The sequence below is a fragment of the Frankia sp. CpI1-P genome (assembly GCF_001421075.1).
GTDB lineage: Bacteria > Actinomycetota > Actinomycetes > Frankiales > Frankiaceae > Frankia > Frankia torreyi.
Genome location: NZ_LJJX01000013.1, coordinates 116923 through 141952 on the forward strand (window position 1 = coordinate 116923; position 25030 = coordinate 141952).

Sequence of the window (25030 nt, forward strand, 5' to 3'; positions counted from 1 at the left end):
ATCGGGAACCGCAGTCCGCGTCTCAGAGCTGTGGACATTTGGAGCTGTGGACATTCAGAGCTGTGGGCATTCAGGGCTGCGGGCATCTCTGGGGCTGTGGGCATGGTCCCGGCGGCTTACCGCGACGGCCACCCCCCACGACGGTACGGGCTGTCGCGGTGGCGGAGCCCACGGTTTGTCAGACCTGGAGGCCGGGCCGCAGCCGGTGCTGATCCGGCACACGCAGCCGGCTTCGTGGTCCGGTCGACCCGTGGGCCTGTGGTCCGGCGCGGGACTACGCTGGCGTGCTGTGTCAGATCCAGCGTCGGTGTCGGGTTCGGTGTCGGGTCTGGTGTCGGAGTCCGAGCCCTCGTCCGACCCGAGGTCCGCGGATCCGTGTGTATCAGCGCGGGTGACCGTCGTCGGTGTGGGCGCGGACGGCTGGACCGGCCTGTCCACGGCGGCGCGTGACGCCGTCCGCTGCGCCGACGTTCTGCTAGGGGCGCAGCGACAGCTCGATCTCATCCCGGAACGGGCCGGTGGGCACCGGATCACCGCGCGCAGGGTGACCTGGCCGTCGCCGCTGCTGCCAGCCCTCGCCGACCTGCTCGCGGAGCACGGCATACCGGTGGCCGGGACGAGCGGCGTCGACGCAGACACGGGCGCACAGCCCGGCGGCGATCCCCGGCGTCCCGCGGCGCGAAGCTCGAACCCTGTCGGCGACGTCTGCGTCCTCGCCAGTGGCGATCCGATGTTCCACGGGATCGGCACCACGCTCGTTCGCCTGCTCGGGGCGGATCGGGTACGGGTGTTCACCCATCCCTCGTCGGTGTCCCTGGCCTGCGCCCGTCTGGGTTGGGCCATGGACGGGGTCGACGTCGTGAGCGCGGTGGGCCGCCCGTTGGCTCAGGTACACGCCGCGCTCGCGCCGCATCGCCGACTACTGGTTCTCAGCGCTGACGGGACCACGCCCCTCGCGCTCGCTGATCTGCTGGTCGACCGCGGCTACGGCGCGAGCCCGATGACGGTGCTGGAACGGCTCGGTGCGGCCGACGAGGCTCAGCAGCGGGCGACCGCCCATGAATGGGCGGTCGCGTCTGCCGTCTGGCGCGACGCCGCCTCTTCCCACCAAGGCAGCACGGTAGGCAGCCCACTAGGCAGCAGGGACGACAGCCCGCCGGGGCCGAGCAGCGAGCCGACGGTGCGGGCACTGCGCCCCCCGGCCGACCTCAACGTGGCCGCCGTCGAGCCGTGCCCCGGGCCCGGGGCCGCCCACCGGCCGCGCNCACCCGGGTTGCCCGACGACGCGTTCGAGCACGATGGTCAGATCACCAAACGTGAAATCCGGGCGGTCACCCTGGCCAGGCTCGGTCCTGTTCCCGGCGAGCTGCTGTGGGACGTGGGGGCGGGCTCCGGCAGCATCGCCATCGAGTGGATGCGCGCCCATGCCACCTGCCGGGCGATCGCCATCGAGCCCCGCGTCGATCGAGCGGAGCGTATCCGTCGTAATGCCACGAGTCTGGGAGTGCCCGGGCTGCAGGTCGTCGCGGGCCGGGCCCCGCAGGTCCTGGCGGGGCTGCCGGCACCCGATGCGGTCTTCGTCGGTGGCGGTGTCACGGCTGTTGGGCTGCTCGAAGCCTGCTGGGCGGCGCTGCGAGGCCGCGGCCGGCTCGTCGTCAACGCGGTGACCCTCGAGTCCGAGGCGGTGCTCGCGGCCTGGTACGCACGGCGGGGCGGGGACCTGATCCGTCTGTCGGTAAGCCGAGCGTCACCGGTCGGTGGCTTCACCGGGTGGCGCTCGGCCATGCCGGTCACCCAGTGGACGGTCTGGCCGGGTGACCACGCCGCGGACAGCGGCTGCTGATCAGCCGAGCAGATCCAGGACGCAGCGGTCGGCCGGCCCTCCCGGTATCGCGTGATCGGGTGCAGCCAGGTGCAGCCGCCAGTGGCGGTCGGCGCCCGCCGCATCGCCGATCTCGACGAGGTCGACAAGTGTGGCGTGGATCTGCCGGGTGGCATCGACGCTCAGCCGATTGTCGGTCGCCCGGTCGACGGCCGCCGTCGGCGCGGGCGATGCGTCGGGACTCGCGCCGACGGCCGCGTGCCCGTGCTGGGCGTTGGTCAACTCGACGAGATGTTGCAGCATGCCGGTGACCACGGACAGGGACTTGTTGCCGGTGAGCTCGACCACGGCCAGGTGAAAGGCAGCCTGCGCCGCCGCGAGCGCGGCCGGATCGTCGGCGACCTCGTCGGCCTCGGCGAGGATGCCGCGCAGGACCGACACGTCTGCCGGACTGTGCCGCTCGGCGAGCAGCGCCGCGCACGGTGGCTCGATGACGGCGCTGGCCTGATGAACGTCGCCCAGGGTGGCGCCGCGATGTTCGAGGACGAGGCCGGCATAGCGGGCGGCAACCGTTGGACTCGGGAGGTGAACCCGTGCCCCGCCATGGGCCCCGCGGCGCACCGAGATCAGCGCCTCCGCCTCGAGGACCCGAAAGGCCTCGCGCAGGGTGGGCCGGGAGACGCCGAACTGCGTCATCAGGGTGGGTTCGGGGGGAAGCGCATCACCCTCGGTGAGTTCGCCGCGGATGATCCTCCGTCGTAGTTGGCTGGCAACCAGCTCCGCGGTCTTGGGGACACGGACCCGCCGGCCCACCGGTGCCGCGCTCACCGGGACCGAACCGGTGGGCGGAGGAACTCGCGCGATCGGATCGTCGTCGGCCGGGCGGGAGCCCGGTGGCTCGGTCGCCGCCTGGCCGCCGACCGGTGCGGATGGTGCCTGCGATGAGCCTGGGCGGGATGCCGCCGGGGCGGCTGGCCGGGCCATGAGCGGTCCTCCTGCGAAGGCGCGCGTCGGTCGCCGATCGGTGATCGTCGAGTATCAGTGGACTGTGCGGGCTGTTTATGTTAACAGACGCCTTTCGCCCGGATTGCCGGGCGATCGCCGGCGAGGTTGTGGCTGCGGTTGTCGGAGGGACGTGTCCGGCTTCGGTCTGCAGATGGTTGCCCGGCTGCTCGAAGGTGATATCCCTCTCGCGCGGCGGTGAATACAACGAGCGCCCCGACGAGTCCGGCTGTGGTACGTGTGGTCCATGGGCATCGTCTCGCCGGGCTTTCACGGCCGCCGGCGGTCTGGTCGTCCCCGCCTTCCACCAGGTCAGTACCTGGAAAAAGGGTTCCCGGTCCTCTCCGCGGGGCCGACTCCGCGGGTGGCGCGCGACCAGTGGGAGTTCGTGATCACCAACGAGGTCGGACGCCGGTATTGNTGGAGCTGGCCGGAGTTTCTGGCCCTGCCGAGCGAGACGCCGACGGTCGACATCCACTGTGTCACCCAGTGGTCCAAGCTGGACACGGTGTGGCAGGGCGTCTCGCTGGACGTGTTGCTCGCCGATGTCGAGACCTCGGCGGACTTCGCCGTCGCCTACTCCTACGGTGGCTACACCACCAATCTGCCGCTCGACGATCTGTTGGACGGGCGGGCCTGGATCGTCCATCGCTGTGATGGCGACGACCTGGCCCCCGAGCATGGTGGCCCGGCTCGCCTGCTCGTGCCCCACCTGTATTTCTGGAAGTCCGCCAAGTGGGTCCGCGGCATCCGTCTCCTGCCCGAGGACGAGCCGGGCTTCTGGGAGGCCGCCGGATATCACGAGCGCGGTGATCCCTGGCTCGAACAGAGGTACCGCGGCGACTGACGGATCTGCGGGGGATCGGTCGTCCCGGTGACGGTCGACGGGGGTAGCGCAGGGCAGAAAGGCGGGATGGGGATGTGACGGGGCCGTTGCGGGAGCCGGCGGGTCGGCCGACGGCGGCTGGCCGGATACCCTGGCGCGTCGCCCGCCTGGTCGAGGTACGCGACGAGACGCCGAGCGCGCGGACTCTCGTGCTCGAGGTGCCGCAGTGGCCGGGGCATCTCGCCGGTCAACGGGTTGATGTGCGCCTCACCGCTGAGGACGGCTACACCGCGCGCCGTAGCTACTCGCTGGCGGCTCCCACCGACGGTTCGCGCGTCGTCCTCACAGTTCAGCGGGTCGCGGATGGCGAGGTCTCGCCGTACCTCACGCAGGTTTTCGCCGTCGGCGACCCGGTGGAGATCCGCGGCCCGATCGGCGGCTGGTTCGTCTGGCGTCCGCAGGACCGAGATCCGGTGCTCCTCGTCGCCGGCGGCTCGGGCATCGTTCCCCTGATGGCCATGGTGCGGGCTCGCGCCGCCGCGGCGAGCCGGGCGCCGTTCCGGCTGGCGTACTCGGTGCGCACGCCGGGCGACGCCTACTACTCGGAGGAACTGCGTCACCGCGCCCGAGCCGACCCGGGCCTCGACCTCACGCGGGTCTACACGAGGGCGACGCCGCCGGACTGGCCGAACCCGCCGCATCGCCTCGGTCTCGCCGAGCTGTCCGCGGTCGCGTGGCCCGCCGCGTTCGCGCCGACGTGCTACGTCTGCGGGCCGAACGGCTTCGTCGAGTCCGTCGCGGACATGCTCGTCGCACTCGGCCATGACCCGGCTCGAGTCAGGACCGAACGATTCGGCCCGAGCGGGCGCTGAGGCCGGCCGCAACCCGCTGACGGCCGTGGCGCCGGTCCACCTGGTCGCGTCCGGCGCATCGCGGTACCACGACTGCCGCGGCAGAGGCCGGGGTTCGGNGTCGTTACGCCCNGCGACAGGGAGGCGTCACCCGCCACCGGGCCGGTGCAAATGTGTACCCGGCGAAGTAATTTCCTGACGCTGGGCACCAGTATCTGGGAATATCGTCAGGGATCTGCCTGATTGTGGGGTCCGTCTTGCTTTAGGTACGCGATTCCGTCGTATGGTCTATCGGCATCCCACTGGCCTCATCGGGGTGGGCCGGTTGGCGGCGTTGGCCACTCCGGCTCACGGAGGTGCCCTCGCCGGGCGGATGCGTGGACCACCGGGCAGAGCGGGGGAGCGGTGAGATGAGCGGCAATGCCAGGTGCGATGTGGGGACACCGGATGAGTAGCGGCGACCACGGTCCTGGGTCGTCTGACGGCGAGCCGACGGCGGGCATCCGGACCGGAGCCGACCGCTCGGAGCCGCGTGTCTCCCGTCGACGACTGTTCGCCTGGTCGGCTTCGAGCGCGGCGGGCATCGTGCTGCTCACCGCAGCCGAGCCGGCGCAAGCGGTCGGGGGAGCGTCCCGAGCGGGCCAAGGTGCCGTTCGCCCCGCAGGCCAGCAGACTGCCGGCGGCTCCGGCGCCGCACGCGGATCGGGAATGGCCGGGGGTCCCACTGGTCCCGCTGGCACCGCTGGCACCACAGTCACCCCCCCGGCGGTGGCGGCTTCGAAGGCGCCCGCCTACCGCATCCACGACCTGCGGCCGGATGCGCCGACGGATTCCGTAGCGCTGACTATCGACGATGGTCCGCATCCGGTGTGGACCCCCCGGATCCTCGATGTCCTGCGCCTCAACCGGGTCTCGGCCACCTTCTCGGTGGTGGGCGCGCAGGCGGTGGCGAACCCGGAGCTGGTGCGTCGTATCGTCGCGGAAGGCCATTCGCTGTGTAACCACTCGATGACCCATCCGCAGCCGTTCAGTCGCCGCACACCGGATCAGATCCGTATCGAGATGACCCGTGCCCAGTCGGCGATAGTCGACGCGGGCGCTGAGCCACCTCGGCTGTTTCGCGCGCCGGGGGGAGACTGGTCCCCGGCCGTCCTCGCGGCTGCGGCCGGCCTGGGCATGACCTCCCTGGGCTGGGACGTGGATCCCCGGGACTGGGCGCGTCCGGGAACCGCGTCCATCCGACAGTCCCTGGGCAGCGCCCGTCCCGGCGACATCCTGCTCTGCCACGACGGCGGCGGAAACCGCGCGCAGACCGTGGCGGCCCTGCGACGGGTGCTGCCCCTGCTACGGGCGCGGGGGCTCTCCTTCGTTCCACTTTGACCGGCCGTCGGCCGTCGGCCGCCCGGTCGGCCAGTGCTCCGCAGGGCGCTGACCAGGTGGTTCGGTGACCATCTTCCGGGGCACCCTCCCTGCTGTAGGGCGAGGAGAGGGAGCAACCGATGGCTGACGTCGTCAACGCGGACGCCCGCGGGCTGGGCGCCTGGCACATCCCCCGCAGCCGTGGCGCTGTCACCGGCCTGCTGCTGATGCTCCTGGGTATCTGGGGGGCGCTCATTCCCTTTGTCGGCCCTTACTTTGATTTCGCGTTCACCCAGGATGACGCCTGGACCTGGACCTCCGCGCGGTTCTGGCTCGAGGTACTGCCGGGCATCGCGGCGTTCGTCGGCGGTCTGTTGCTGCTGGCGAGTACCAACAGGGGAACCGCTGCGCTCGGAGCCTGGCTGGCGATCGCCGCCGGAGCCTGGTTCATCATCGGTCCAACCCTTGCGGGACCGTGGCACCTCGGTTCGATCGGGGCGCCTCTCGGCGGGTCCGTGCGGCAGGCTGTCGAGTGGATCAGCTTCTTCTACGGACTGGGCGCCGTAATCCTCTTCCTGGGCTCGACGGCCTGGGGCAGGTTGAGCGTCCGCGGAGTCCGTGATGTCGCCGCGGCCCGTCGGCGCCGCGAGCGCACGACACTGCGCTCGCGTGGCGCCCGCGAGGAGACGCTGGCGCCGCCCGTGTCTGAGCCGCAGGTGTACCCGAGTGACCGTCCGTCAGCTCCCGCGTCCGGGGAAGGAACGCCGGCCGGGGTCGACTCGGCGGGATCGGCCCTTCCGGCGGGCGGACACACTGCCCTTGGGCGCCGTCGACGCCGCGACCACAGCTGAGGCGAGCGATCCGCGCCGGCGCCTCGCGTCGCCGCGGGAACGTCGTCCGGCGCCACGTCGGCACGCGTGCTGGTATGCATGTCAAGGTGACCCGTGACGACATGGTCGACCTGCGAACCAGGGCGACGGCGGCGCTGGCCGGCTTCCCGCGGCAGGGACTGCCTGCCGCGGGGCGCCGCCTCGCCGCCGTCGCGGTGGCTCTCGGCGAGGACGCGCAGGGCCGACCCAGCTTTCTGCTCACCCGCCGGGCCGCCCGCATGCGGACGCACGCGGGGCAGTGGGCGTTGCCCGGCGGTCGGGCGGAGGACGGCGAGGATGCCGCAACCGCCGCACTCCGCGAGCTCGCCGAGGAGGTCGGTGTCGAGCTACCGGCAGAGGAGGTTCTCGGCACCCTCGACGACTACGCGACCCGATCCGGTTTCGTGATGACCCCGGTGGTGCTCTGGGCGGGTTCGAGGTTGCAGGTCACCAGCCCGGAGGCTCGAGAGGTCGCCTCGGTCCACGTCGTACCGCTCGACGAGCTGGACGTGCGGCCGCGCTTTCTCACCATTCCCGAATCCGACCGGCCCGTCATTCAGCTTCCGTTGCTCGGCAGCCTCATCCACGCCCCGACGGGCGCCATCCTCTACCAGTTCGCCGAGCTGGTGCTGCGCGGCCGGCATACCCGGGTCGCCGAGTTCGAACAGCCTGTCTTCGCCTGGCGCTGACCTACCCCGTGAGATTCCGGGTTCCGGACGATGCTCATCCCAGGCAGGTCCTGATCCAGCGAGGTCAGTGGGCGGGCAGGCCGTTCACGGCCCTGCGGGCGGGTCGGAATCGAAGGCGCTGACCGGGCCGGCACTGCGCGGCCAGCGGAAGATCCTCCGCTACGACGACGCCCAGGACGGGGTAACCGCCCGTGACGGGATGATCGGCGAGAAAGATCACCGGCTGGCCNCTCGGGGGAATCTGAATGCCGCCGGCGACGACCGCCTCGGAGGGCAGCTCGGCGGTGATGCGCCGATGCATCGCGGGACCGCGTAGCCGGACACCGACGCGATCGCTGTCGGTCGTGACTTCGTAGGTCTTCGTCCACAACGTCGAAACCGCCTCCGTGGCGAACCAGTCTGCACGCGGACCGGACAGCACCTGAAGCTCGGGCTCGTCGACGTAGCGGGCATGCGGCGCGAGATCGACCGTCGGTGGATCGGACTTCTCCCGGCCGAGCGGAAGGCGAGCACCGGCCACCAGTGGTTCGGGCCCGATGCCGGCGAGGGTGTCTCGGGACCTGGAGCCCAGCACGGCCGGTACGTCCACGCCACCGCGGATTCCCAGATACGTGCGCACGCCCCGGGCGGGGGTGCCGACCCGAAGCAGCGCGCCCGCCTGCACGTCGACCGGCGCGTACATCCCGATCTCCCGGCCCGAGAGCTCGAGCGGGCAGGGCGCGCCGGTGACGGCGATCATTCCGGGGTGGGTGAATCGGGCGATCAGCCCACCATAGGTGAGTTCGATAGCTGCCGCGCCGGTCAGGTTGCCCACCAGCCGGTTCGCCAGGAGCAGGCTGGGGCGGTCGACGGCGCCGGATCGGGTGATTCCCAGGTGCGCGAGTCCGGGCCGGCCAAGGTCCTGCACGGTGGCAAGCGGCCCCGAGGCCACGATCGCGATCTCGCNGGACGGTTCCCCTGATCCCGTCACGCCCCCACCGCCTGGGCTACACCCACCGCGACGAAGCGCACCGGGGTGCCTGGTACGAGCAGAGCGGGCGGATCGCGCGTGAGGTCGAAGACGGCCAGATCCGTCTGGCCGATCAGATGCCACCCGCCGGGCGAGGCGCGGGGGTACACGCCGGAGAACTCGTCGGCGATCGCGACGGCGCCTGCCGGCACCCGCGTGCGTGGGCTGTCCCGGCGGGGAACCCGCAGGCCAGGATCCAGACCGGCGATGTAGGCAAAACCCGGCGCGAAACCGCAGAACGCAACCCGGTGTTGGCCCTGCAGGTGCCGTCCGATGATCTGTGCCGGTGTCAGCCCCGTGAGTCGCGCGAGGTCGTCCAGATCGGGCCCGTCGTAACGCACGGGAATGGTCACGGTCGCCGGTGAGTCCGCCGCCGCCGTGCCGATCGGGTTGGCGGCGGCAGGGTCTCGGCCGTCCCCGCCGGCAACCACCGCGCATGAAGCGGCCGGCGTGTCCCGACCGGGCGCGTCGGGAGCGGGCGCGTCGGGAGCGGGGGCGTCGACGGGCTGCGGCTCCCGGTCAGCCGGCGCGGGTGATAGCCCATGCAGCAGGGCCCGGAGCCGGGCTGGACCGGTGGCCGCCGGGTCGAAGGCGATGAGGACGGTACGCGCTGCGGGCACCAGGTCGGTGACCCCNGGCGGAGGGTCCCGTCGTAGCCGTCCATAGAGGTCTTCGGCCTCCCGCAGGTTCGCAACCTCGACGAGCAGTGCTTCGTCCCCGCAGGGCAGGATGCGCATCACGGTCCCTTCAGCAGAACGGCGACAGCGCGACACCAGCGTCGTGCAGAGCACGGCGCAGCCGCCTGACCACCTCCACGGCGCCGGGGGTGTCGCCGTGGACGCACAGGGATCGGGCAAGTATCCGTACCGGTGTGCCCTGCTCGCTGAGCACAGTTCCCTCGGTGGCCATCCGTACGCCTCGAGCCACCACGGCGTCCGGATCGTCCAGTACGGCCCCGGGGCTACGGCGGGAGACGAGCGTGCCCGCTGGCGTGTAGGCGCGATCCGCGAACGCCTCGCCGACTGTCACGAGGCCGGCGGCGGCGGCCTGCCGCAACCAGACCGAGCCTGGCAGACCGAGGACCGGCAGCGTCGCGTCGTATCCACGGACCGCGTCGACCACCGCCTGCGCCTGGCCCTCGTCGGCGACGATCGTGTTGTAGAGCGCCCCGTGCGGCTTGACGTAGCGCACTCGATCGCCGGCGACCCGGGCGAAGGCGTCGAGCGCGCCGAGCTGGTAGGTGACATCGTCACGCAGGTCGGCCGGATCCATGTCGATGCGTCGCCGACCGAATCCGGCGAGGTCCCGATAGCTGACCTGAGCGCCGATACGTACCCCGAGTCGGACAGCGTGGTCGCAGGTCCGTCGCATGGTCGCCGGATCCCCGGCGTGAAAGCCGCACGCCACGTTGGCGCTTGTCACCAGACCGAGCAGCGCCTCGTCGTCGGTGAGGCGCCAGACGCCGAAGCCCTCACCGAGGTCGGCGTTGAGGTCCAGGTAGCGCCCCGCGGAAGCAGCCGCTCGCTGGCCGGCGGACGGTCTCTCGGCGGCCGGCACCGTCGTGGAGCCCGCCACGTCGGCGGCGACTGCAATACGGTCCCGTGGACCTTCCTCGAGTTGATGGGCAGCTCCCGCGTCGGCCATGCCCTCGATTGTTCACCATGCCGGCCCGCTGTCCCGCGCTGATCACCGGTCTCGGACGGAAGCTCGGACCTGGTGGCCGGTCCTCTGCACCGAACGGTTCGGAGTAGTCGGAGGACGGCGGACTGTCGACCCGATGCGGCGCACGGACGAAGGACGGCTTCCTTNGCCCGCCCTTGAAATCCGTGTCATCGCGCGAGATTTTGGTCGGGTGGCCACTTTAGAAAATACCAAGATCTCCACCTCTTTTTCTTGTTGCAGGTTCACCATCGCAGCCACTTTACCTCGGCCGCTTCCTCGCGTGGCGATCGGACCCGATCGAATCGTGGCGATGGTCGAGACCGCCATGATCTGACGCCTTATTTGAAGGTGTGGCGACCAGAACGCCAAATTACTGAGACGAGATCGACATGGGGGTGTGCGTGAATTACAGTCGGCCGCATGACCTCGATCACTGACTCTTTTGTTTCGCCGCTCGGCTTCGTCGCCGGGATGGCTGCTGTCCATACTTCTGTCGACGGCGTTCTGGNCGCGCCGCTGTGGCCGTTGTCCGACACAGAGCTGGCGCTTGCCGTGGATGAGAGTGCCGCCGCGCTCTCGCGGCTGGCCGCCGTGCGACTCCAGCTCGTCCGGGAGGTGCAGGGACGCGGTCTGGCTCTGCGGGTCGGAGCGGAGAGCACGCAGGAGTGGCTGCGGGAGCGACTGCGGGTCCGGCCGGTCGACGCGCGCCACCTGCTCGATCTCGCAGCCGCCTTGGACGGTCCGTTGACGGCGACGGGCTCCGCGTTGGCGGAGGGCAGGATCACCGTCGAGCAGGCACTGGTGATATTCCGAGTGATGCGCTCGGTGCCGGCCCTGACGACCCCCGACGTCGTCGCGGATGCGGAGGCCTGCCTGATCGAACAAGCGGCGATCTTCGATCCCACCGAGCTGACCAGAATCGGTCAGCNCATTCACCAGCGAGTCTCTCAGCCCGCCGCCGGATCCAAGGACGCCGATCCACCCGAGGCCGATCCACCTGAGGCCGATCCACCTGAGGCCGATCCACCTGAGGCGGGTCCACCTGAGGCGGGTCCTCCCACGTGCACGACCGGCGGCTCTGATGGGGCTGCCCCGGGCGACTCGGCCCCTGCCCCCGGCGCCGGGAGCCGCGACGACGCCGACGACGCCGACGGCTGTGCCGATGGCGACGCAGTGAGCGACGACGCAGTGAACGAGGACGTAACGACGGGCCCGGCCCACAAGAGCGCTGCGGACGGCGNGCCCGACGGCGGTGTGCCGCCGATTCAGGGCAGTGACCATGGTCGGCCCGCCGCCGGCACCACGACAACGGCCCCGCCGGAGCACACGCGCGCCCGACGGGGCCTGTGGCTGACAGATCTACCCGAGGGCATGACCCGGCTCGACGGCGAGCTCGACGCCCAGTCCGCTGCGACGCTCCGTTCGGCGTTGGAGCAGCTCACTGGAGCGGACGCCGCTACGGATGACCACGCTGCCGCACCCCGACGGGTCGATGCCCTGCTTGAGATCGTCCGGCGTGCGCAGATGGCCGCGATGTTGACAGTGACCGGAGGGTCGACTGCCGACCTGGCCGATGCCGNCTCGTGGGCCGTCCTGAGGGCGAGCGGAAACCCGCCACCGGACTCGGGAACCGCTGGCCATTCGATACCCGTTATGCCGCCGAAGCTGGCCATGATGTTTCGGAGTGGGCAGGTCGGGTCGCAGCTGACCGCCGTCCACGCCGATGTCGAGAAGTGGCGCCGGAGCGCCCGTCAGCAGCTTCGCCAGGCAGCGGGCGCAGGCGACAGACTCTGTGTCGCGCCGGGATGCGACCGCTCGGCCAGATGGTGCGACGGGCATCTTCTTCGGGCCTGACGCCACGGCCCCGAGCGTCGCGGCTCTCCCCGGCGGCTGGCCAGGGTCTGCTGTGCCGGCGCCCCGCTGCCCGCTGATCACTGCCGACGCGTTGATGCTCCGATCGTTCGTGGTCCCAGGTATTCGTCTGAAGGACCGGCCGGGCCGGCCGGGAGCGTGACACCTGAAATCGGTTGGCCGACCTTGGCGGAATCCCGGTACACGGCCAATGCCTTCAGCCCCTTACGCCATCCGGCGTACAACAGGGCAGCAACATCGTCGACCGTGGCCGACGCCGGGAGATTGACCGTCTTCGAGATCGCCCCGGACAGGAATGGTTGTACGGCGGCCATCATCCGGACGTGGCCCATCGGATCGATGGCCCGTGGACCGAGGGCGCAGTCGAAGACCGCCTGATGCTCGGGGAGTAGCCCGGGAGCATCCACGGCATGACCGTGCGCCGCGATGAAGCTCACGATGCGGGCCACCGCGGCCCGCGGATACCCGAGGGCGTGCAGTGCCGTCGGCACCGTCGTGTTCACGAGACGCATTGCCGAGCCCGTCGCGCTCTTCCTGACCTTGACGAGAGCGAGATCGGGTTCGATTCCCATCGTGGCGCAGTCCATCGCGAGGCCGGTCGTCCCGGTGGGGGCGATCAAAGTCAGATGGGCGTTGCGCCAGCCGTACCGCTCGCCGAGAAGTATCGCCCGCTTCCACTCCAGTCCTGCCTGCGGGAGGACCTGCTCGTGGATGCTCTCCTCCATGGATCGCCGGGCCGCAGGCGGCTGGCGGATCGCGGCGTGTGCGGCGGCATGACGGGCCACCACCCGGCGATGAGCCGCGGCGTTCGCGGTGAAGCCGGTGTAGGGCCCGAGTACCGCGGCGATCTCCGCCGAGCGTCGATATGCCGTCGCTGACATCAGCGAAGTGATCGCGGCCGCGGTGGTCCGGCCCTCCTCGCTGTCGTAGGCCTGACCGATGGCCATGAGCAGCGCACCGAGGTTGGCGTGGCCGACGCCGAGCTGACGAAAGGAACGGGTGACGCCGCCGATCTGTTGGGACGGTACCTCGGCGAAGCACAGCGAGATGTCCATAGCGAGCACCACCAGTTCGACGGCGGCGGCAAAACTCGTCGCGTCGAAGCGGCGATCCCTGCCCAGGAACCGCAAGAGGTTCAGCGACCCCAGGGTGCACGAGGAATTGTCCAGGTGCATGTATTCGCTGCAGGAGTTGCTGGCACTGATCCGGCCACTCGCGGGACAGGTGTGCCAGCTATTGATCGTGTCGTCGAAGTGCAGTCCCGGATCGGCGCATTCCCAGGCGGCCTGCGCAATCATGCGGAAGATCTTGCGGGCGGAGACCGTTCTTACGGTCTGCCCGTCGCCTCGGGCGCGCAGCTCGATGGTTTGGTCCNCCGCAACGGCGTGCATGAAGGCGTCGCTGACCCGCACCGCGTTGTTGGCGTTCTGGAACTGGACGGAATCGATGTCCCGGCCGCCGACGTCCATGTCGAATCCGGCGTCGCGCAGGGCGCGGATCTTTCGCTCCTCGCGTGCCTTGCACTCGATGAAGTCGACGATGTCGGGATGATCCACGTCGAGGACGACGATCTTCGCGGCTGGCCGAGGGGCTCCCCCCGAGCGGATGCTCCCCGCCGATGCGTCAGCCCCACGCATGATGCTCACCGGACCCGGCGCGGGGCGCCCCGAGGGCAGCAGCTCCGCCGTAGATCGCAACCGAGAGAGGTTCACCCCCGAGCCGGCGCCGCCCCGGAAGAGCAACGCCTCGTCGCGATACCAGCCAAGGACGGAGTCAAGACTGTCGTCGGCGGCGAGGATGAAGCACGAGGCGACCTGTTGGGGCAGGTCGGTACCCACGTTGAACCACACCGGGCTGTTGAAGCTGAACGCCTGATGGAGTAGCAGCCAGATCAGCTCGTGTTCGAAAATTTCCGCGTCGTCGTCGGACGCGAAGTATCCGTGCTCACGGCCGGCGTGAACATAAGGACGCACCACCCTCTCGATGAGCTGCCGCAGGGACCACTCCCGTTCCGTGCTGCCTGGTGCGCCGTGGAAGTACCTGCTGGCTACGATGGTCGCCGCCGCGGCCGACCAGAACGAGGGAAACTCGACTCCGCGCTGCTGGAAGTTGGCCGAACCGTCCCGCCAGTTGGTCGTGACGACGTCCCGCCGGTCCCATCGGACCTCGTCAAAGGGATGAACGCCTGGCGTCGTGCGGATGCGATTGATGCGCAACCCGCGCGCGGCCTCCGATCCCCTGTCGACCGGCGACCCGGGGTCGACGGCCCCCTGCCTTCCGACGTCGGCGCCCAGGCCGAGGCTCGGGGGGGACTGTGGATCGGCGTACAGCGCCGCCGGCGTGTCGAGCATGGTGCTCCTCGCGTCTGATGGGCACGCTGGTGCGAGTCGGTTCGTCTCACCGGCGAGCCGCGCCTGTGGACGGCGGCCTCGACGACGCCAGGCAACGGGGCGATGGTCACATACACCGCAGAGGGTCGAGCAGGGGCCCACGGGTGAATGTGACTCGTGACACAAAAGTCGGTGTCCGGTTCCTGGCTCGGCATCGCCTTTCGCCAGGCAGCGGGGATAATCGCGCCATGGAGGAGGCGCCGACGTCTGGGGGGATGTGGTCCGGCTCAGGGAGCCCGTCGCGGTCCTCCGAGCGCACCAAGCCCACGGGTATGACCGAATCCTGTTCGCTGGCAGAGACCGGGAGGTGGAATCGGTTGCGGTCGCCGGCGGGTCGGGACGGGCGTCAAGTGTCGGCCGCGGTGCCGATAGATCCGTTCCGGCACTCCCGAGGGCCTGCGGACGCGCCCATCGTGGTCGTGGAGTACGCCGACTTCCAGTGTCCCTACTGCGCCCAGGCGGCACCCGTCCTGCATGAGTTCGCCGAGATGTCGGAGGGCCAGGTTCGGCTCGTTTTTCGACACTTCCCCGTCTTCGACATCCATCCCTACGCCCTCACCGCGGCGCTTGCTGCGGAGGCCGCTGGTCTGCAGAGTCGGTTCTGGGAGATGCACGATCTGCTCTTCGCCCGACAGGACCGGCTTGNCGACAAGTTTCTCCACGCCTACGCTGCGTCACTCGGTATCGACGGGGATCGGGTCATCGGGGACGCTGCGCAACCCTTCGGGGATGCTGTGGAGGCCGACTACGCACGCGGGATCGAGCAAGGAGTGCGCGGCACGCCGACGATCTTCATCAACGGCGAGCCCTATCGGGGGCGCACCGAGATCGCCCCGCTGCGCAAGGCGGCGAGTCTGTCACTTCGCCGGCACCGGCGCGCGCCATGGTCGCGGAGGTAGGCGGGGTACGGGTTCGTCGGTCATCGGCGAGCACAGTGGCATCCGCTCGCCGAGCACCCGAAGGATGACGGTTCCGGCGAGGGCAGCCACGAGCGAGCCGGCGAGAATGCCGATCTTGGCTTGTTCCTGCAGGGCCTCGTCGGTGAATGCCAGTTCCGTGATGAACAGCGAGATGGTGAAGCCGATGCCTGCCAGGGTAGCCGCGCCGAGTAGGTGCCCGTACCGCACGCGACCGGGCAGTTGACCAAGACCGGTCCGGATCGCCATCACGCCCGCCACGGAGATCCCGCAGGCATTTCCGGCGATCAAGGCCGCCGCCACGCCCAGCGTCACCGATGACGCCGCCGCCGTCCGCAGGGCCGAGCCGTCCAGGTGAACGCCGGCATTCGCCAGTCCGAACACGGGAACGACGACGAACGCGCTGATGGGGTGTAGCACGCGCTGCAACCGGTCGTTGGCCGGCACCGTTGCCTTCGCCGCCGCCACCGCGAGGCCGACTCTGGTGGCGTTGGAGTCCTCCTGCAGGGCCCGGACGTAGATGGGTACCTCTTCGACCTGGTCGGGGCGGGGTGGGATAGCGGGAACGAGAAGGCCCACGAGAACGCCCGCCAGCGTCGCGTGGACGCCGGAGACGTGGATCGCACCCCAGAGCACAAGCGACGCGAGAATGTACGGGGGAAGCTGCCACACCCGCAGCCAGCGTAGGGCGAGGATCGCCAGCACCGTTGCGCCCGCGACTGCGAGACCGGCGAGATTCACATGGTCCGTGTAGAAGATCCCTACTACGGTGATCGCGCCGATATCGTCGACGATCGCGAGGGTGAGCAGGAACAGCCGAAGTCGGTCGGGACACCGGGGGNCGAACAGGGCGAGGATCCCGATGACGAACGCCGTGTCGGTGGACATCGGGATGCCCCACCCGCTCGATTCCGGCCCGGATCGGTTCAAGGCGAAGTAGATCACTGCTGGTAGGGTCAGTCCACCGATCGCGCCGAGCGCGGGCACGGCGATCGTGCGCCGGTCGCGCAGCTCGCCCGTCGTGAACTCGCGGCTGATCTCCAGGCCCACGACGGCGAAGAAGATCGCCATTGCGCCGTCGTTCACCCAGTGGTGCAGCGTCATGTCGAACCCGGCGTCCCCGAGGCGAAGCTCCGCCGTGGTGCTCCAGAATCTGTCGTAGCTGCCCGACCACGGGGAGTTTGCCCAGGTGAGGGCGGCGACCGCGGCGAGTAGGAGGAGTACGGCCCCGCCGGCTTCGGTCGCGAGGAATTCCCGTACTGATGGGGCGACCTGCGGCAAGCGCACCCGAAGCCCGGGGCCTGGCCGCGGCGGCGCAGTCACAGTCCGGATCCCCGATCGCGCAGGGTGGCCTCCACCGCCGAGCCGTCGACCGTCTCCTGCTCGAGAAGCAGAGCGCTCAGCGCGTCGAGGGCGTAGCGGTGAGTGGACAGCAGGTCGATGGCTCGGGCCTCGGCCTCCCGCAGGAGCCGGGCGACCTCGGAGTCGATCAAACGCTGAGTCTGTTCCGAGTACGGCCGGCTCACCAGTTCCTCGCCGCCGAGGTACTGCGGATTCTGACTGCCGTAGCCGACGGGGCCGATCGCGCTGGACAGGCCGAACTCGCGCACCATCCGGGTGGCGAGCTGCGTCGCGCCGGTCAGGTCCGACGATGCGCCCGTGGAGCCGTGCCCGAACACGACCAGCTCGGCGGCACGGCCTCCCAGCCGCACGGCGAGGCTGTCGAGGAGATAACCCTCCGAGTAGAGATGCCGCTCGGCCTCAGGCAGTTGTTCGGTCACCCCGAGAGACATTCCGGCAGGCAGGATCGTCACTTTCGCCACCGGGTCCGCGTGTTCGCACAGTGCCGCGACCAAGGCGTGCCCGGACTCGTGCACGGCCACGGACTGCTTCTCGTCCGGCAGCAGCGCGTTCGAACCGTCGCGGCGGCCGAGCAGGATGCGGTCCCGAGCCGCATCCAGGTCTCCGGCGGTGACGACCTGCCGGCCGTCTCGCACGGCGTGGATGGCCGCCTCGTTGAGAAGGTTCGCCAGATCCGCGCCGGAAAATCCGGGGGTACCGCGAGCGACGCGGTCGAGGTCGGCATCGGGAGCAAGGGTCTTGCCGCGGGCGTGAACGCCCAGGATCGCCAGGCGTTCGGCCTGGGTAGGCAGCGGAACCGTCACCTGGCGGTCGAATCGGCCGGGACGCAGCAGCGCGGTGTCGAGGGTTTCCGGCCGGTTCGTCGCGGCCAACACCACGACACCCGAATCCTGCTCGAAACCGTCCATCTCCGCCAGCAGCTGGTTGAGGGTCTGTTCCCGTTCGTCGTTGCCGCCGATGGCGTTGCCGCCCCGCCGGCCGCCGATCGCGTCGATCTCATCGATGAACACGATGGAGGGGGCGCGCTTGCGTGCCTCGGCGAACAGGTCACGCACCCGAGATGCGCCGACTCCGACGAACATCTCGACGAACCCGGAACCGGTGATCGACAGAAACGGCACATCCGCCTCGCCTGCAACGGCCCTGGCGAGCAGGGTCTTCCCGGTGCCGGGCGGACCGACCATCAGCACCCCACGGGGGCCATGCGCGCCGACCCGGCTGTAGTGCTCGGGGCTGCGGAGAAAGTCGACAACCTCGCCGATCTCCTGCTTTGCTCCCTCGTAGCCGGCGACGTCGGAGAAGCGGGTCGTCGGCCGCTCCGTCTCGGTGATCTTTGCCTTGGACCGACCGAACATGCCGAGGCCGCCGATGCCGCCGCCGAGCCGGCGTGCCTGCCGGCCTGACCAGACGAAGAAGCCGATCAGGAAGATCAGNGGCAGGAAGCTCAGCACGACCGACCCGAACGAGGTCCCGGTTCGGGTCCCGGTGATCTGCACACCCTTCGCCCGCAACCGACCTTCGAGATCGTCCGTGTTGAGAGCGGTCGGAATCTGGGTGGTGAAGTCCCCGCCGGTCTTCAGAGTGCCATCGATCCCGCCGTGATCATCCACGGATATCGACCGGACCGCCGCCGCGTTCACCCGGTCCACGAACTCCGAGTACTTCAGGGACTCCGGCCGGGTGGCGAACAGGCTAGGTCCGAACAGCAGCAGGAGGGTGATGATGACGCCGAGTGGAAGGAGAACCCGGCGCCAGCTCGNCATTGGCGGCGGCGCGGGTTTGGGCGGAGTATCCTTCGGCGGTCCCGGTCGCGCCTGGGTGGAAGGATGAATGGCCCCGAGGCGGACCGGCGAGATCAACTGGTACTCCTGACGTCGGAATAGGCCTGTTGGGCACTTTGTACCAGCGTTGACTCCCGCGTTCACCGTGATCCGGCCNTCGTCCTCCGCCCGGGATCAGAGTCCGGCGCGCGCGCCGATCCGTTCGCGTTCCCGGTAGCGGCTCGCGCGGTAGACCCCGAGGATGCGGTAGTCCGCGTAGAACGACAGTTCCTCGAACGCGCTGGCGACGGTGGAGTCCTCGGGGCTGCCTTCGATATNGGCGAGGAACTGGGTGGCCACAAACTCACCACCCACCATGTAGCTTTCCAGCTTCGTCATGTTGACGCCGTTGGTGGCGAACCCGCCGAGTGCCTTGTACAGTGCGGCCGGACGGTTGNGGACCTTGAAGACGAACGTGGTCACGATTGGTCCGATCCCGGAGGCGGCACGGAGGTTCTCGCCGGAGAGGATGAGGAAGCGTGTCGTGTTGTGCTCCTCGTCCTCGAGATCCGCACGCAGGATCTGGAGCCCGTACGCCTCGGCCGCGAGCCGGGAGGCGATCGCCGCCCGGGATGGATCGCCCGCTTCGCTGATCTCCCGTGCGGAGCCCGCGGTGTCGGCGGCGGCGACGGCGACGAGTCCCAGCTCGCGCAGCCCCTCGCGACACTGGGCGAGTGCCTGCGGGTGGCTGTGCACCGTCTTCACATCGTCGAGGGACGCGCCGGGTATCCCGAGCAACTGGTGGCGGACGGGGAGAAAGTACTCGCCGATGATGTGCACCGCGGGCCTGGGCAGCAGGTGGTGGATGTCGGCGACCCGACCCGCGGTGGAGTTCTCGACCGGAATCATCGCGAGGTCTACCGCACCGTCCTCCAGCGCGGCGAAGCACTCGTCGAAGGTCTGGTAGGGGACCGCGTCGTAGTCCGGATAGACATCCCGGCAGGCGATGTGCGAGTTGGCTCCCCGCTCACCCTGGAACGCGATCCTCTGTCGTGCGGTCATACCAAGACCGTACCGGGCGGTCAGGGCTGGACAGCAAGCGCTCGCAGGAGCGTGCGCGACTCGGTCTCGGGCGGTAGCAGGCGGATCCCCGCGTGGAGCANCACCACGCCACGACGGCCGACGAGTACCGGATCGAGCAGGATCTCGCCGATGGCCGGAAGTTCCTCCGCGAGCCGGGCGACCCGGTGCAGGAGATCTGCCAGAGCGTCGGTATCGGCGGCGGGCGCGCCGGACCCCCCGACCAGCAGCACGCTGCCACGGATCTCGTGGATCAGGTCCTCGGCGTCCCGGTCCGTCAAGGGCAGGGTGCGTGCCAGCGGATCGACGAGCAGGTCCGCGACGGCGCCGCCCAGTCGAAGGGAGAGCAGCGGGCCGACGGTCGGATCCTGACGCAACCGTACGACGGTGGATACCCCGGCAGGTGCCATCGGTTGCACGAGCATGTCGCCGGAGCCGACTGCGGCCCGCACGGCCCGCCAGGCACCCGCGAGCTCATCCGGGTCACCCAGGCCGAGTTGGACAGCCCCGACGTCGAGCCTGCTACGGAAGCGTTCATCGGAGATTTTGAGGGCCACCGGCCAGCCGAGTGCCTCCGCCGCCGCCCGCGCCTGCGCCTCGTCGGCGACGCGAATACTGGGCCATGCCCGCAGCCCGACCCCGGCCAGCAACGTGGCCACAGCCGGTTCCGGCAGCCAGGTGCCGTTCTTCGGGTGGCGTTCGACCTCCGCGCGGGCGCCGTCCGGGTCGATGTGGTCCAGCGCGGGCACCCGGCCGTGATCCCGCGCACGCCAGGCAGCATGGTCGGCGGCGCGCGAGAGTGCCAGCGCGGCCGATTCCGGTGAGGAGTACGACGGCACCGAGCCTCGGCCGGCAGAGCCGCTCGGGTCCGCTACCGCGAGCGCGGCGGGCATGCCGTCCTGACCGAGGTAGGAGGCGAGCACCGGCAGGNCGCTGTCGGCCGCAACCTCCCGCACCGCGGCTCCGAGCCGGTCAACCTGAGCGTGTGGGGTCACCAGCGCGATGATCGCATCGACGTCGCCCGAGGCCGCGACCAGGCGCAACGCGGCGTCGAACCGCTCGGGATCGGCCAGCGGACCGAGGTCGACCGGATTGGTGGCGTACCGGTGGCCGACGAGAGCGGCGAGATCGGACCAGGTCTCCTTGGACAGTGAGGGGACCTCGAGTCCGTAGGTACGGCAGGCGTCCGTGGCGAGCGCCGCGAGCGCGCTGCTTGTTCCCACGATGCCGACCCGTCGTCCGGCAGGCAGTGGTTGATGGGCCAGTAGCTGCACGACGTCGAAGAGCTGGTTCAGGGTGTCGGCGCGGACCACTCCGGCACTGGTGAAAAGCGCGTCCACTCCCGTGTCCGCGGACTCCTGACCGCTCTTCAACGCCACGACGGGCTTGTGCCGACCGAGCTGACGAGCAATCCGGGCGAAGCGCCTCGGATTGCCGAAACTCTGCAGATGAAGCATGATCACATCAGTCCGTGGATCGGACTGCCAGTACTCCAGGAGGTCGTTCGTCGAGACGTCGGATCGGTCTCCGGCGGAGACGAAGGTGGAGAATCCCACCGCGCGGCGGGCGGCGTCGGTGAGGAACGTGCCGGCCAGGGCGCCGGACTGGGTGAAGACGCCGACCCGGCCGGCCGGGGGTTCCCCGACGGCGAAGGTGGCATGCAGCCGGGTGGTCGGCGCGGTGTTGATGACACCCATCGCGTTCGGGCCGATCAGGCGCATGCCGCCGTCCCGGGCGATCCGGATGGCGTCCGCCAGCAGGGCCCGGCCCTCGTCCCCGCCGTCCGCGAAGCCGGCCGACACGACGATGACACCGCGGACCCGCTTCTGCGCGCAGGCCCGCAGAACCTCGGTCACCCGTTGCGCCGGCACCGCCACGACGGCCAGGTCGATCTCGGCGGGCACCGCATGCAGATCCTGGTAGGCGTAAACCGAGGCGACATGGCTCGCCGCGGCGTTGACGGGATAGACCGCTCCGGTGAACCCGCTGTGGAGCAGGCGGCGGAAGACCTCGTGACCGACCGTTCCGGGCTCGCGACTTGCCCCGATGACGGCAACCGCCCGAGGGTGCAGCAGCCGGTCGATGCTTCGGGACCCGTCCGGATGGTCCAGACCGCCGCCGACTCGTCCCCGGCGCGACCGAGTACCGCTCGGAGGGCCGTCTCCCGGTTCCACCGGGTAGCTCACGCGGATCTGGGTGTCGTCCGCGGGGGTGAGGTCGAAGCCGATCGAACGCAGAACCTCCAGAACCCGTCGACTACTCACCGGCACGTCCGCGACAAGCCGGCGCACACCGGCCTCCCCGGCGGTGTCGATGAGGATGTCGATGAGCAGCGTGCCGAGCCCTCGTCCCTGATGAGGGTTCTCGACGAGGATTCCGAACCGTGCATCGCCGACGTCGCCGATCTTGCTGTACTCGACCAGCCCGACGATCTCGTCGCCGACGAACGCGCCGAGCACCGCGGACGCCCGGCTGCCGGGCGAGACGACCCGCCCGGCCAGCAGCGCGGGATCCCCCGCGGCGCCGGCGAGATCCGGATCGTGGGGATTCGCCTCGCTCAGGCGCAGGTGGAAGGCACTCAGTCGGCCGGCGTCATCGGGGCCCAGCGGCCGCACCGTGACCGACCCGCCGTCGGCAAGCACGACGTCCTCGACACGGCGGTCCTGCTCCGCCTTCACGCTCGTCGGACTGGGCCCGCCGCCCGGCGGGACCAGGGGAGTCCCCGCCGGCCGTCCGGTCGGCGGGGCTACTGGCCCTGCGGCCCTGTGGGCGGGGGGGAGAGCAGGTGTCGACCGATCTGGCCGGGAAGCTGCCACGATGCGTCCTCCCGGGGCTCAACATCCGCTCGTCGCCAGGCGGTTACGTCTGGCCATGCGCGGCAGGGACCCCACATCTCCAGGCCGGACCGCGAGGAGCGACCGCGGCCACCCGCCCCATTTCATGATCCTCTTTGTGTTCCATCGTAATACCTGGTGGCGACGGCGGCCTCNGTCGGTTCGCATAGAGGCCTGATCGCATAGACCCCGGATCGCGCAGGCGAGGTCCTGCCGCGCAGGACGACCGTGCGCTGCCTGACCCTGAAGCGGCTCCAGAAGGTCCTTGTTGTGCGTGGCGGCATGGCTCCGGAGCGGCTATCGCTGCACTGCGATGTGACGAATGACACGGATGGCTCGATCTCGCATCCGCCCACCCGCGCGGACATGGTGCACCTGATCGAGGTGGCCCGAACGGACGGCCCGCGCCGCGATGGCGAGCTGCGGGACTCGGGCGCCGGTAATCGTCCGTGCCGGCGTTCTGCGTGCTCCGGACCCGGCCGAATGCCGAAGGGGGGACGCGAGACAATATGCGACCGGACCGGACGGATGGTCCGGACGGGATGGTGACGTGCAGAGGTTCGACGATCACNGGGTTGTCTCCGCAGGCGATCTTGTTGACGATCTCGAATGCGGGCACCGGGTCGGGCTTGCGCATGCGCTGGCCACTGGCCTGCTGTCCGTCGGCGACGAGAGTGTCGGCGGCGCGGATGTCGGCAGCCCAGGTCGGCTTGTCGCCACCACCCCCGTCGCCCAGGTGGTGCCCGAGGGCGCGACAGGTGGCCTGAGTGGACGGTTGCGGGTCAGCGCCCCGGATCTGACCGCGGTCCGGCATGGNGAGGCCCACGAACGACGTGTGCTGGCGCATCTCCGCCGGTGTTTCGGAACCGACGGGGTGGTGGAGATCCCTCGTCCGGCGCCGACCCCCGACGCTCTCGCCGAGGCCAGCGAGCGGACGCGCCGCGCGCTCGCCGCCGGAGCTCCGGTGGTCTACCAGGGTGTGCTGTTCGACGGCTCCTTCCAGGGCCGGCCGGACTTCCTCGTCGCGGCGCACCGCGACCCGAGAACCGGCGCACACAGCGGGCCCGCCCAGNCGGGTCACTACGAGCCCTACGATGCCAAGCTCGCCCGGCAGGCCCGGCCCGGGGCTGTCCTGCAGCTCGCCGCGTACGCCGTGGCGATGCCATCGGTCGGTGTGGCAGTGCCGCGCATGATGCACCTCCTGCATCCCGCGCGGGAATCGGGCATGGCTGGCGCCGGCGCGCCGACGGAACCGGGCTGTGCCGGGGGTGGGCGCGGCGGGCGGGATGATCGGGCGGGCGCCGTCGGCATGGTGCGTTCGTTCCGGGTCGATGACGTCGTGCCGATGGTCCGCCATGCTCGCAGCCGCCTCGATGCCCGGCTGGCCGCGCCGGCGGTTGTTTCCGACCCGTCGTGGGCGCAGCCCCGTCCGGAGTGCGCAAGCTGTGCCTTCTCGGAGCATTGCACCGAGGGTCGGGCAGCGGCCCGCGATCTGTCCCTGGTCGCGGGGCTGCGGACCGAGCAGCGGCGCGTGCTGCGCGGGGCGGGCATCACGTCCGTCGAGGAGCTCGCCGCCGCGCGCGACGAGCAACGGCCGGCGGCGATGTCCGCCGCGGCGTTCGCTGGACTGCGCCTTCAGGCCGAATTGCAGGCGGCGCAGGATGCGACCCGCAGCGCGGACGACCCGTTGGGGACGGTGACCGTGCGGATGGTCGATGTGGCGGGCCTTGCGTCACTCCCGGTGGCGGACCCGGCCGACATCTACTTCGACATGGAGGGCGATCCGTATGCGTTGGACGCCGCCGGTCTGGAGTACCTCTTCGGGGCCGTCACGCTGACCGAGCCCCCGAGCGGGTGTAGTCCGGTCGCTGCCGAGGCGGAGGCCTTCCGAGCGTTCTGGGCGCATGACCGGCACGGCGAGCGGCTGGCGTTCGAGTCCTTCGTCGACTGGGCCGCGGCGCGGTTGCGCGAGCATCCTGGCGCCCACATCTACCACTACGCGCCCTACGAGCTCAACGCGTTGCGGCGGCTGGCGGCACGGCATGGCACGCGGGAGCGGCAGGTCGACGAGCTGCTCGCCGGCAACCGGCTGATCGACCTCTACGCGGTGGTCCGGCGCAGCCTGCGGATCTCCCAGCCGTCCTATTCGATCAAGTATCTCGAGCCGCTGTTCTTCCCGGACGCGCGGCAGGCGGCGGTGAAGAACGCCGCGGACAGCATCGTGGCATACGAGTCCTTCCTGGCGTACCGGGCCGCGGGGGAGACGGCCGAGGCCGATCGGGTGCTTGCCGAGATCGCCGAATACAACCAGGTGGACTGCGTGTCGACCCACCGGTTGCACCGCTGGCTGCTCCGGCTGCGCCAGCAAGAGGGGGTTGCGGCCCGGGGGAGCGTCGCGGTGGATCCAGGCGCTCTGGGAGCCGATGTTCCGGGCGCGGTCGAGCCGGCGTCGCTCGCCGGTGACGACGATCCTGACGCCCTCGTCGACGCGCTGGTTGCGGGGCTGCCCCCCGAGCCGTCGGCCTGGTCGGCCGACCAGCGGGCTCGGGCCNTGCTCGCCGCGGCGGTGGGCTATCACCGGCGGGAGAACAAGCCGGCCTGGTGGACCTACTTCGCAGCGTTGATCGCCGATCGGGTGAGCCTGGAGGCGGCTGACGACTGTGCCGTGCCGACCGGGTGGGCCGTGATCGAGGACTGGGAGGAGCCGTCAGGGCGGCGGCGGCGCA

Annotated in this window: 15 protein-coding genes and 17 pseudogenes; 15 read left to right on the top strand and 17 right to left on the bottom strand. The window is 70.2% G+C overall.

All coding sequences use genetic code 11. The features are described 5' to 3' along the window. Positions 1–391: 391 nt before the first annotated feature. Positions 392–1264, top strand: an 873-nt coding sequence (gene cbiE / locus FF86_RS46230; protein WP_242418576.1) for a precorrin-6y C5,15-methyltransferase (decarboxylating) subunit CbiE, incomplete at its 3' end; no start/stop codon positions are given. Between the two features lies 1 nt (position 1265). After that, a pseudogene (gene cbiT / locus FF86_RS46235) lies at positions 1266–1843 on the top strand (precorrin-6Y C5,15-methyltransferase (decarboxylating) subunit CbiT); the annotation flags it as partial. On the opposite strand, the gene FF86_RS11435 reads toward cbiT, so the two are convergent. Next, positions 1844–2806, bottom strand: a complete 963-nt coding sequence (locus FF86_RS11435) for a FadR/GntR family transcriptional regulator (RefSeq protein WP_095212118.1) — start codon at positions 2804–2806, stop codon at positions 1844–1846. 265 nt (positions 2807–3071) lie between these two features. Here FF86_RS11435 and FF86_RS62180 point away from each other — a divergent pair. The 6 genes and pseudogenes from FF86_RS62180 to FF86_RS11460 all read left to right on the top strand — a co-directional run. Continuing rightward, positions 3072–3244 (top strand): annotated as a pseudogene (locus FF86_RS62180) (sulfite oxidase-like oxidoreductase); the annotation flags it as partial. A 1-nt stretch (position 3245) separates the two neighbouring features. Further along, positions 3246–3671 (top strand): annotated as a pseudogene (locus FF86_RS11440) (molybdopterin-dependent oxidoreductase); the annotation flags it as partial. A gap of 74 nt (positions 3672–3745) precedes the next feature. Beyond that, positions 3746–4522 carry a ferredoxin reductase gene (locus FF86_RS11445; RefSeq protein WP_082121778.1) on the top strand — a complete coding sequence of 259 codons (777 nt, stop codon included), beginning with the start codon at positions 3746–3748 and terminating at the stop codon, positions 4520–4522. 747 nt (positions 4523–5269) lie between these two features. Continuing rightward, a complete protein-coding gene (locus FF86_RS11450; RefSeq protein ID WP_236705396.1) occupies positions 5270–5881 on the top strand; it encodes a polysaccharide deacetylase family protein in 612 nt (203 codons plus the stop codon). A 119-nt stretch (positions 5882–6000) separates the two neighbouring features. Next, positions 6001–6711, top strand: a complete 711-nt coding sequence (locus tag FF86_RS11455) for a hypothetical protein (RefSeq protein WP_044884509.1) — start codon at positions 6001–6003, stop codon at positions 6709–6711. A 74-nt stretch (positions 6712–6785) separates the two neighbouring features. Beyond that, positions 6786–7418, top strand: a complete 633-nt coding sequence (locus FF86_RS11460; protein ID WP_082121779.1) for a CoA pyrophosphatase — start codon at positions 6786–6788, stop codon at positions 7416–7418. A gap of 64 nt (positions 7419–7482) precedes the next feature. Here the strand turns inward: FF86_RS11460 and FF86_RS46240 are convergent. The 5 genes and pseudogenes from FF86_RS46240 to FF86_RS11475 all read right to left on the bottom strand — a co-directional run. Beyond that, positions 7483–7647: pseudogene (locus FF86_RS46240) on the bottom strand (biotin-dependent carboxyltransferase family protein); the annotation flags it as partial. A gap of 1 nt (position 7648) precedes the next feature. Next, a pseudogene (locus FF86_RS11465) lies at positions 7649–8363 on the bottom strand (biotin-dependent carboxyltransferase family protein); the annotation flags it as partial. Between the two features lie 21 nt (positions 8364–8384). Further along, the coding region (locus tag FF86_RS11470) for an allophanate hydrolase subunit 1 (protein WP_242418578.1) at positions 8385–9062 on the bottom strand (678 nt) is incomplete at its 5' end. A 1-nt stretch (position 9063) separates the two neighbouring features. Continuing rightward, positions 9064–9164 (bottom strand): annotated as a pseudogene (locus FF86_RS46245) (allophanate hydrolase subunit 1); the annotation flags it as partial. A gap of 10 nt (positions 9165–9174) precedes the next feature. Then, a complete protein-coding gene (locus FF86_RS11475; protein ID WP_236705394.1) occupies positions 9175–10071 on the bottom strand; it encodes a LamB/YcsF family protein in 897 nt (298 codons plus the stop codon). A gap of 570 nt (positions 10072–10641) precedes the next feature. Here FF86_RS11475 and FF86_RS46250 point away from each other — a divergent pair. The 3 genes and pseudogenes from FF86_RS46250 to FF86_RS46260 all read left to right on the top strand — a co-directional run. Next, positions 10642–11017: DUF222 domain-containing protein (locus FF86_RS46250; RefSeq protein ID WP_255355757.1), on the top strand; the 376-nt coding region annotated here is incomplete at its 3' end. Between the two features lie 260 nt (positions 11018–11277). Then, positions 11278–11329 (top strand): hypothetical protein (locus FF86_RS46255; RefSeq protein ID WP_242418598.1); only part of this gene is annotated, 52 nt, incomplete at its 3' end. Position 11330: 1 nt separating this feature from the next. Then, positions 11331–11668: pseudogene (locus tag FF86_RS46260) on the top strand (DUF222 domain-containing protein); the annotation flags it as partial. A gap of 352 nt (positions 11669–12020) precedes the next feature. Here FF86_RS46260 and FF86_RS46265 read toward each other — a convergent pair. Together FF86_RS46265 and FF86_RS46270 are read right to left on the bottom strand one after the other, a co-directional pair. Continuing rightward, positions 12021–13335 (bottom strand): annotated as a pseudogene (locus FF86_RS46265) (ribonucleoside-triphosphate reductase); the annotation flags it as partial. 1 nt (position 13336) lies between these two features. After that, a pseudogene (locus FF86_RS46270) lies at positions 13337–14312 on the bottom strand (ribonucleoside-triphosphate reductase); the annotation flags it as partial. Positions 14313–14668: 356 nt separating this feature from the next. Here FF86_RS46270 and FF86_RS46275 point away from each other — a divergent pair. Continuing rightward, positions 14669–14996: DsbA family protein (locus FF86_RS46275; RefSeq protein ID WP_396229835.1), on the top strand; the 328-nt coding region annotated here is incomplete at its 3' end. 1 nt (position 14997) lies between these two features. Further along, positions 14998–15250, top strand: a pseudogene (locus FF86_RS46280) (DsbA family protein); the annotation flags it as partial. On the opposite strand, the gene FF86_RS11495 reads toward FF86_RS46280, so the two are convergent. From FF86_RS11495 to FF86_RS11510, 9 genes and pseudogenes are all read right to left on the bottom strand, one after another. After that, positions 15209–16109, bottom strand: a 901-nt coding sequence (locus tag FF86_RS11495) for a Na+/H+ antiporter NhaA (protein WP_242418580.1), incomplete at its 5' end; no start/stop codon positions are given. The pseudogene FF86_RS46280 and the gene FF86_RS11495 sit on opposite strands and share 42 nt — an antisense overlap. A 1-nt stretch (position 16110) precedes the next feature. Continuing rightward, a pseudogene (locus FF86_RS46285) lies at positions 16111–16591 on the bottom strand (Na+/H+ antiporter NhaA); the annotation flags it as partial. Further along, positions 16588–18063, bottom strand: a 1476-nt coding sequence (ftsH, locus tag FF86_RS11500; RefSeq protein WP_242418581.1) for an ATP-dependent zinc metalloprotease FtsH, incomplete at its 5' end; no start/stop codon positions are given. The pseudogene FF86_RS46285 and the gene ftsH, both read right to left, overlap by 4 nt. A gap of 1 nt (position 18064) precedes the next feature. Continuing rightward, positions 18065–18354 (bottom strand): annotated as a pseudogene (locus tag FF86_RS46290) (ATP-dependent metallopeptidase FtsH/Yme1/Tma family protein); the annotation flags it as partial. 231 nt (positions 18355–18585) lie between these two features. Continuing rightward, positions 18586–18728 (bottom strand): annotated as a pseudogene (locus FF86_RS46295) (prephenate dehydratase); the annotation flags it as partial. Position 18729: 1 nt separating this feature from the next. Then, positions 18730–18847: pseudogene (locus FF86_RS46300) on the bottom strand (prephenate dehydratase); the annotation flags it as partial. Position 18848: 1 nt separating this feature from the next. Further along, positions 18849–19452, bottom strand: a pseudogene (locus FF86_RS11505) (prephenate dehydratase domain-containing protein); the annotation flags it as partial. A gap of 101 nt (positions 19453–19553) precedes the next feature. Continuing rightward, positions 19554–20363, bottom strand: a pseudogene (locus tag FF86_RS46305) (acetate--CoA ligase family protein); the annotation flags it as partial. Between the two features lie 38 nt (positions 20364–20401). Further along, a pseudogene (locus FF86_RS11510) lies at positions 20402–22286 on the bottom strand (GNAT family N-acetyltransferase); the annotation flags it as partial. A gap of 895 nt (positions 22287–23181) precedes the next feature. Between FF86_RS11510 and FF86_RS46310 the strand changes: the two are divergent. Next, the coding region (locus tag FF86_RS46310) for a hypothetical protein (protein WP_242418582.1) at positions 23182–23376 on the top strand (195 nt) is incomplete at its 3' end. Positions 23377–23649: 273 nt separating this feature from the next. After that, positions 23650–24855: TM0106 family RecB-like putative nuclease (locus FF86_RS46315; RefSeq protein WP_242418599.1), on the top strand; the 1206-nt coding region annotated here is incomplete at its 3' end. Positions 24856–25030 lie beyond the last annotated feature (175 nt).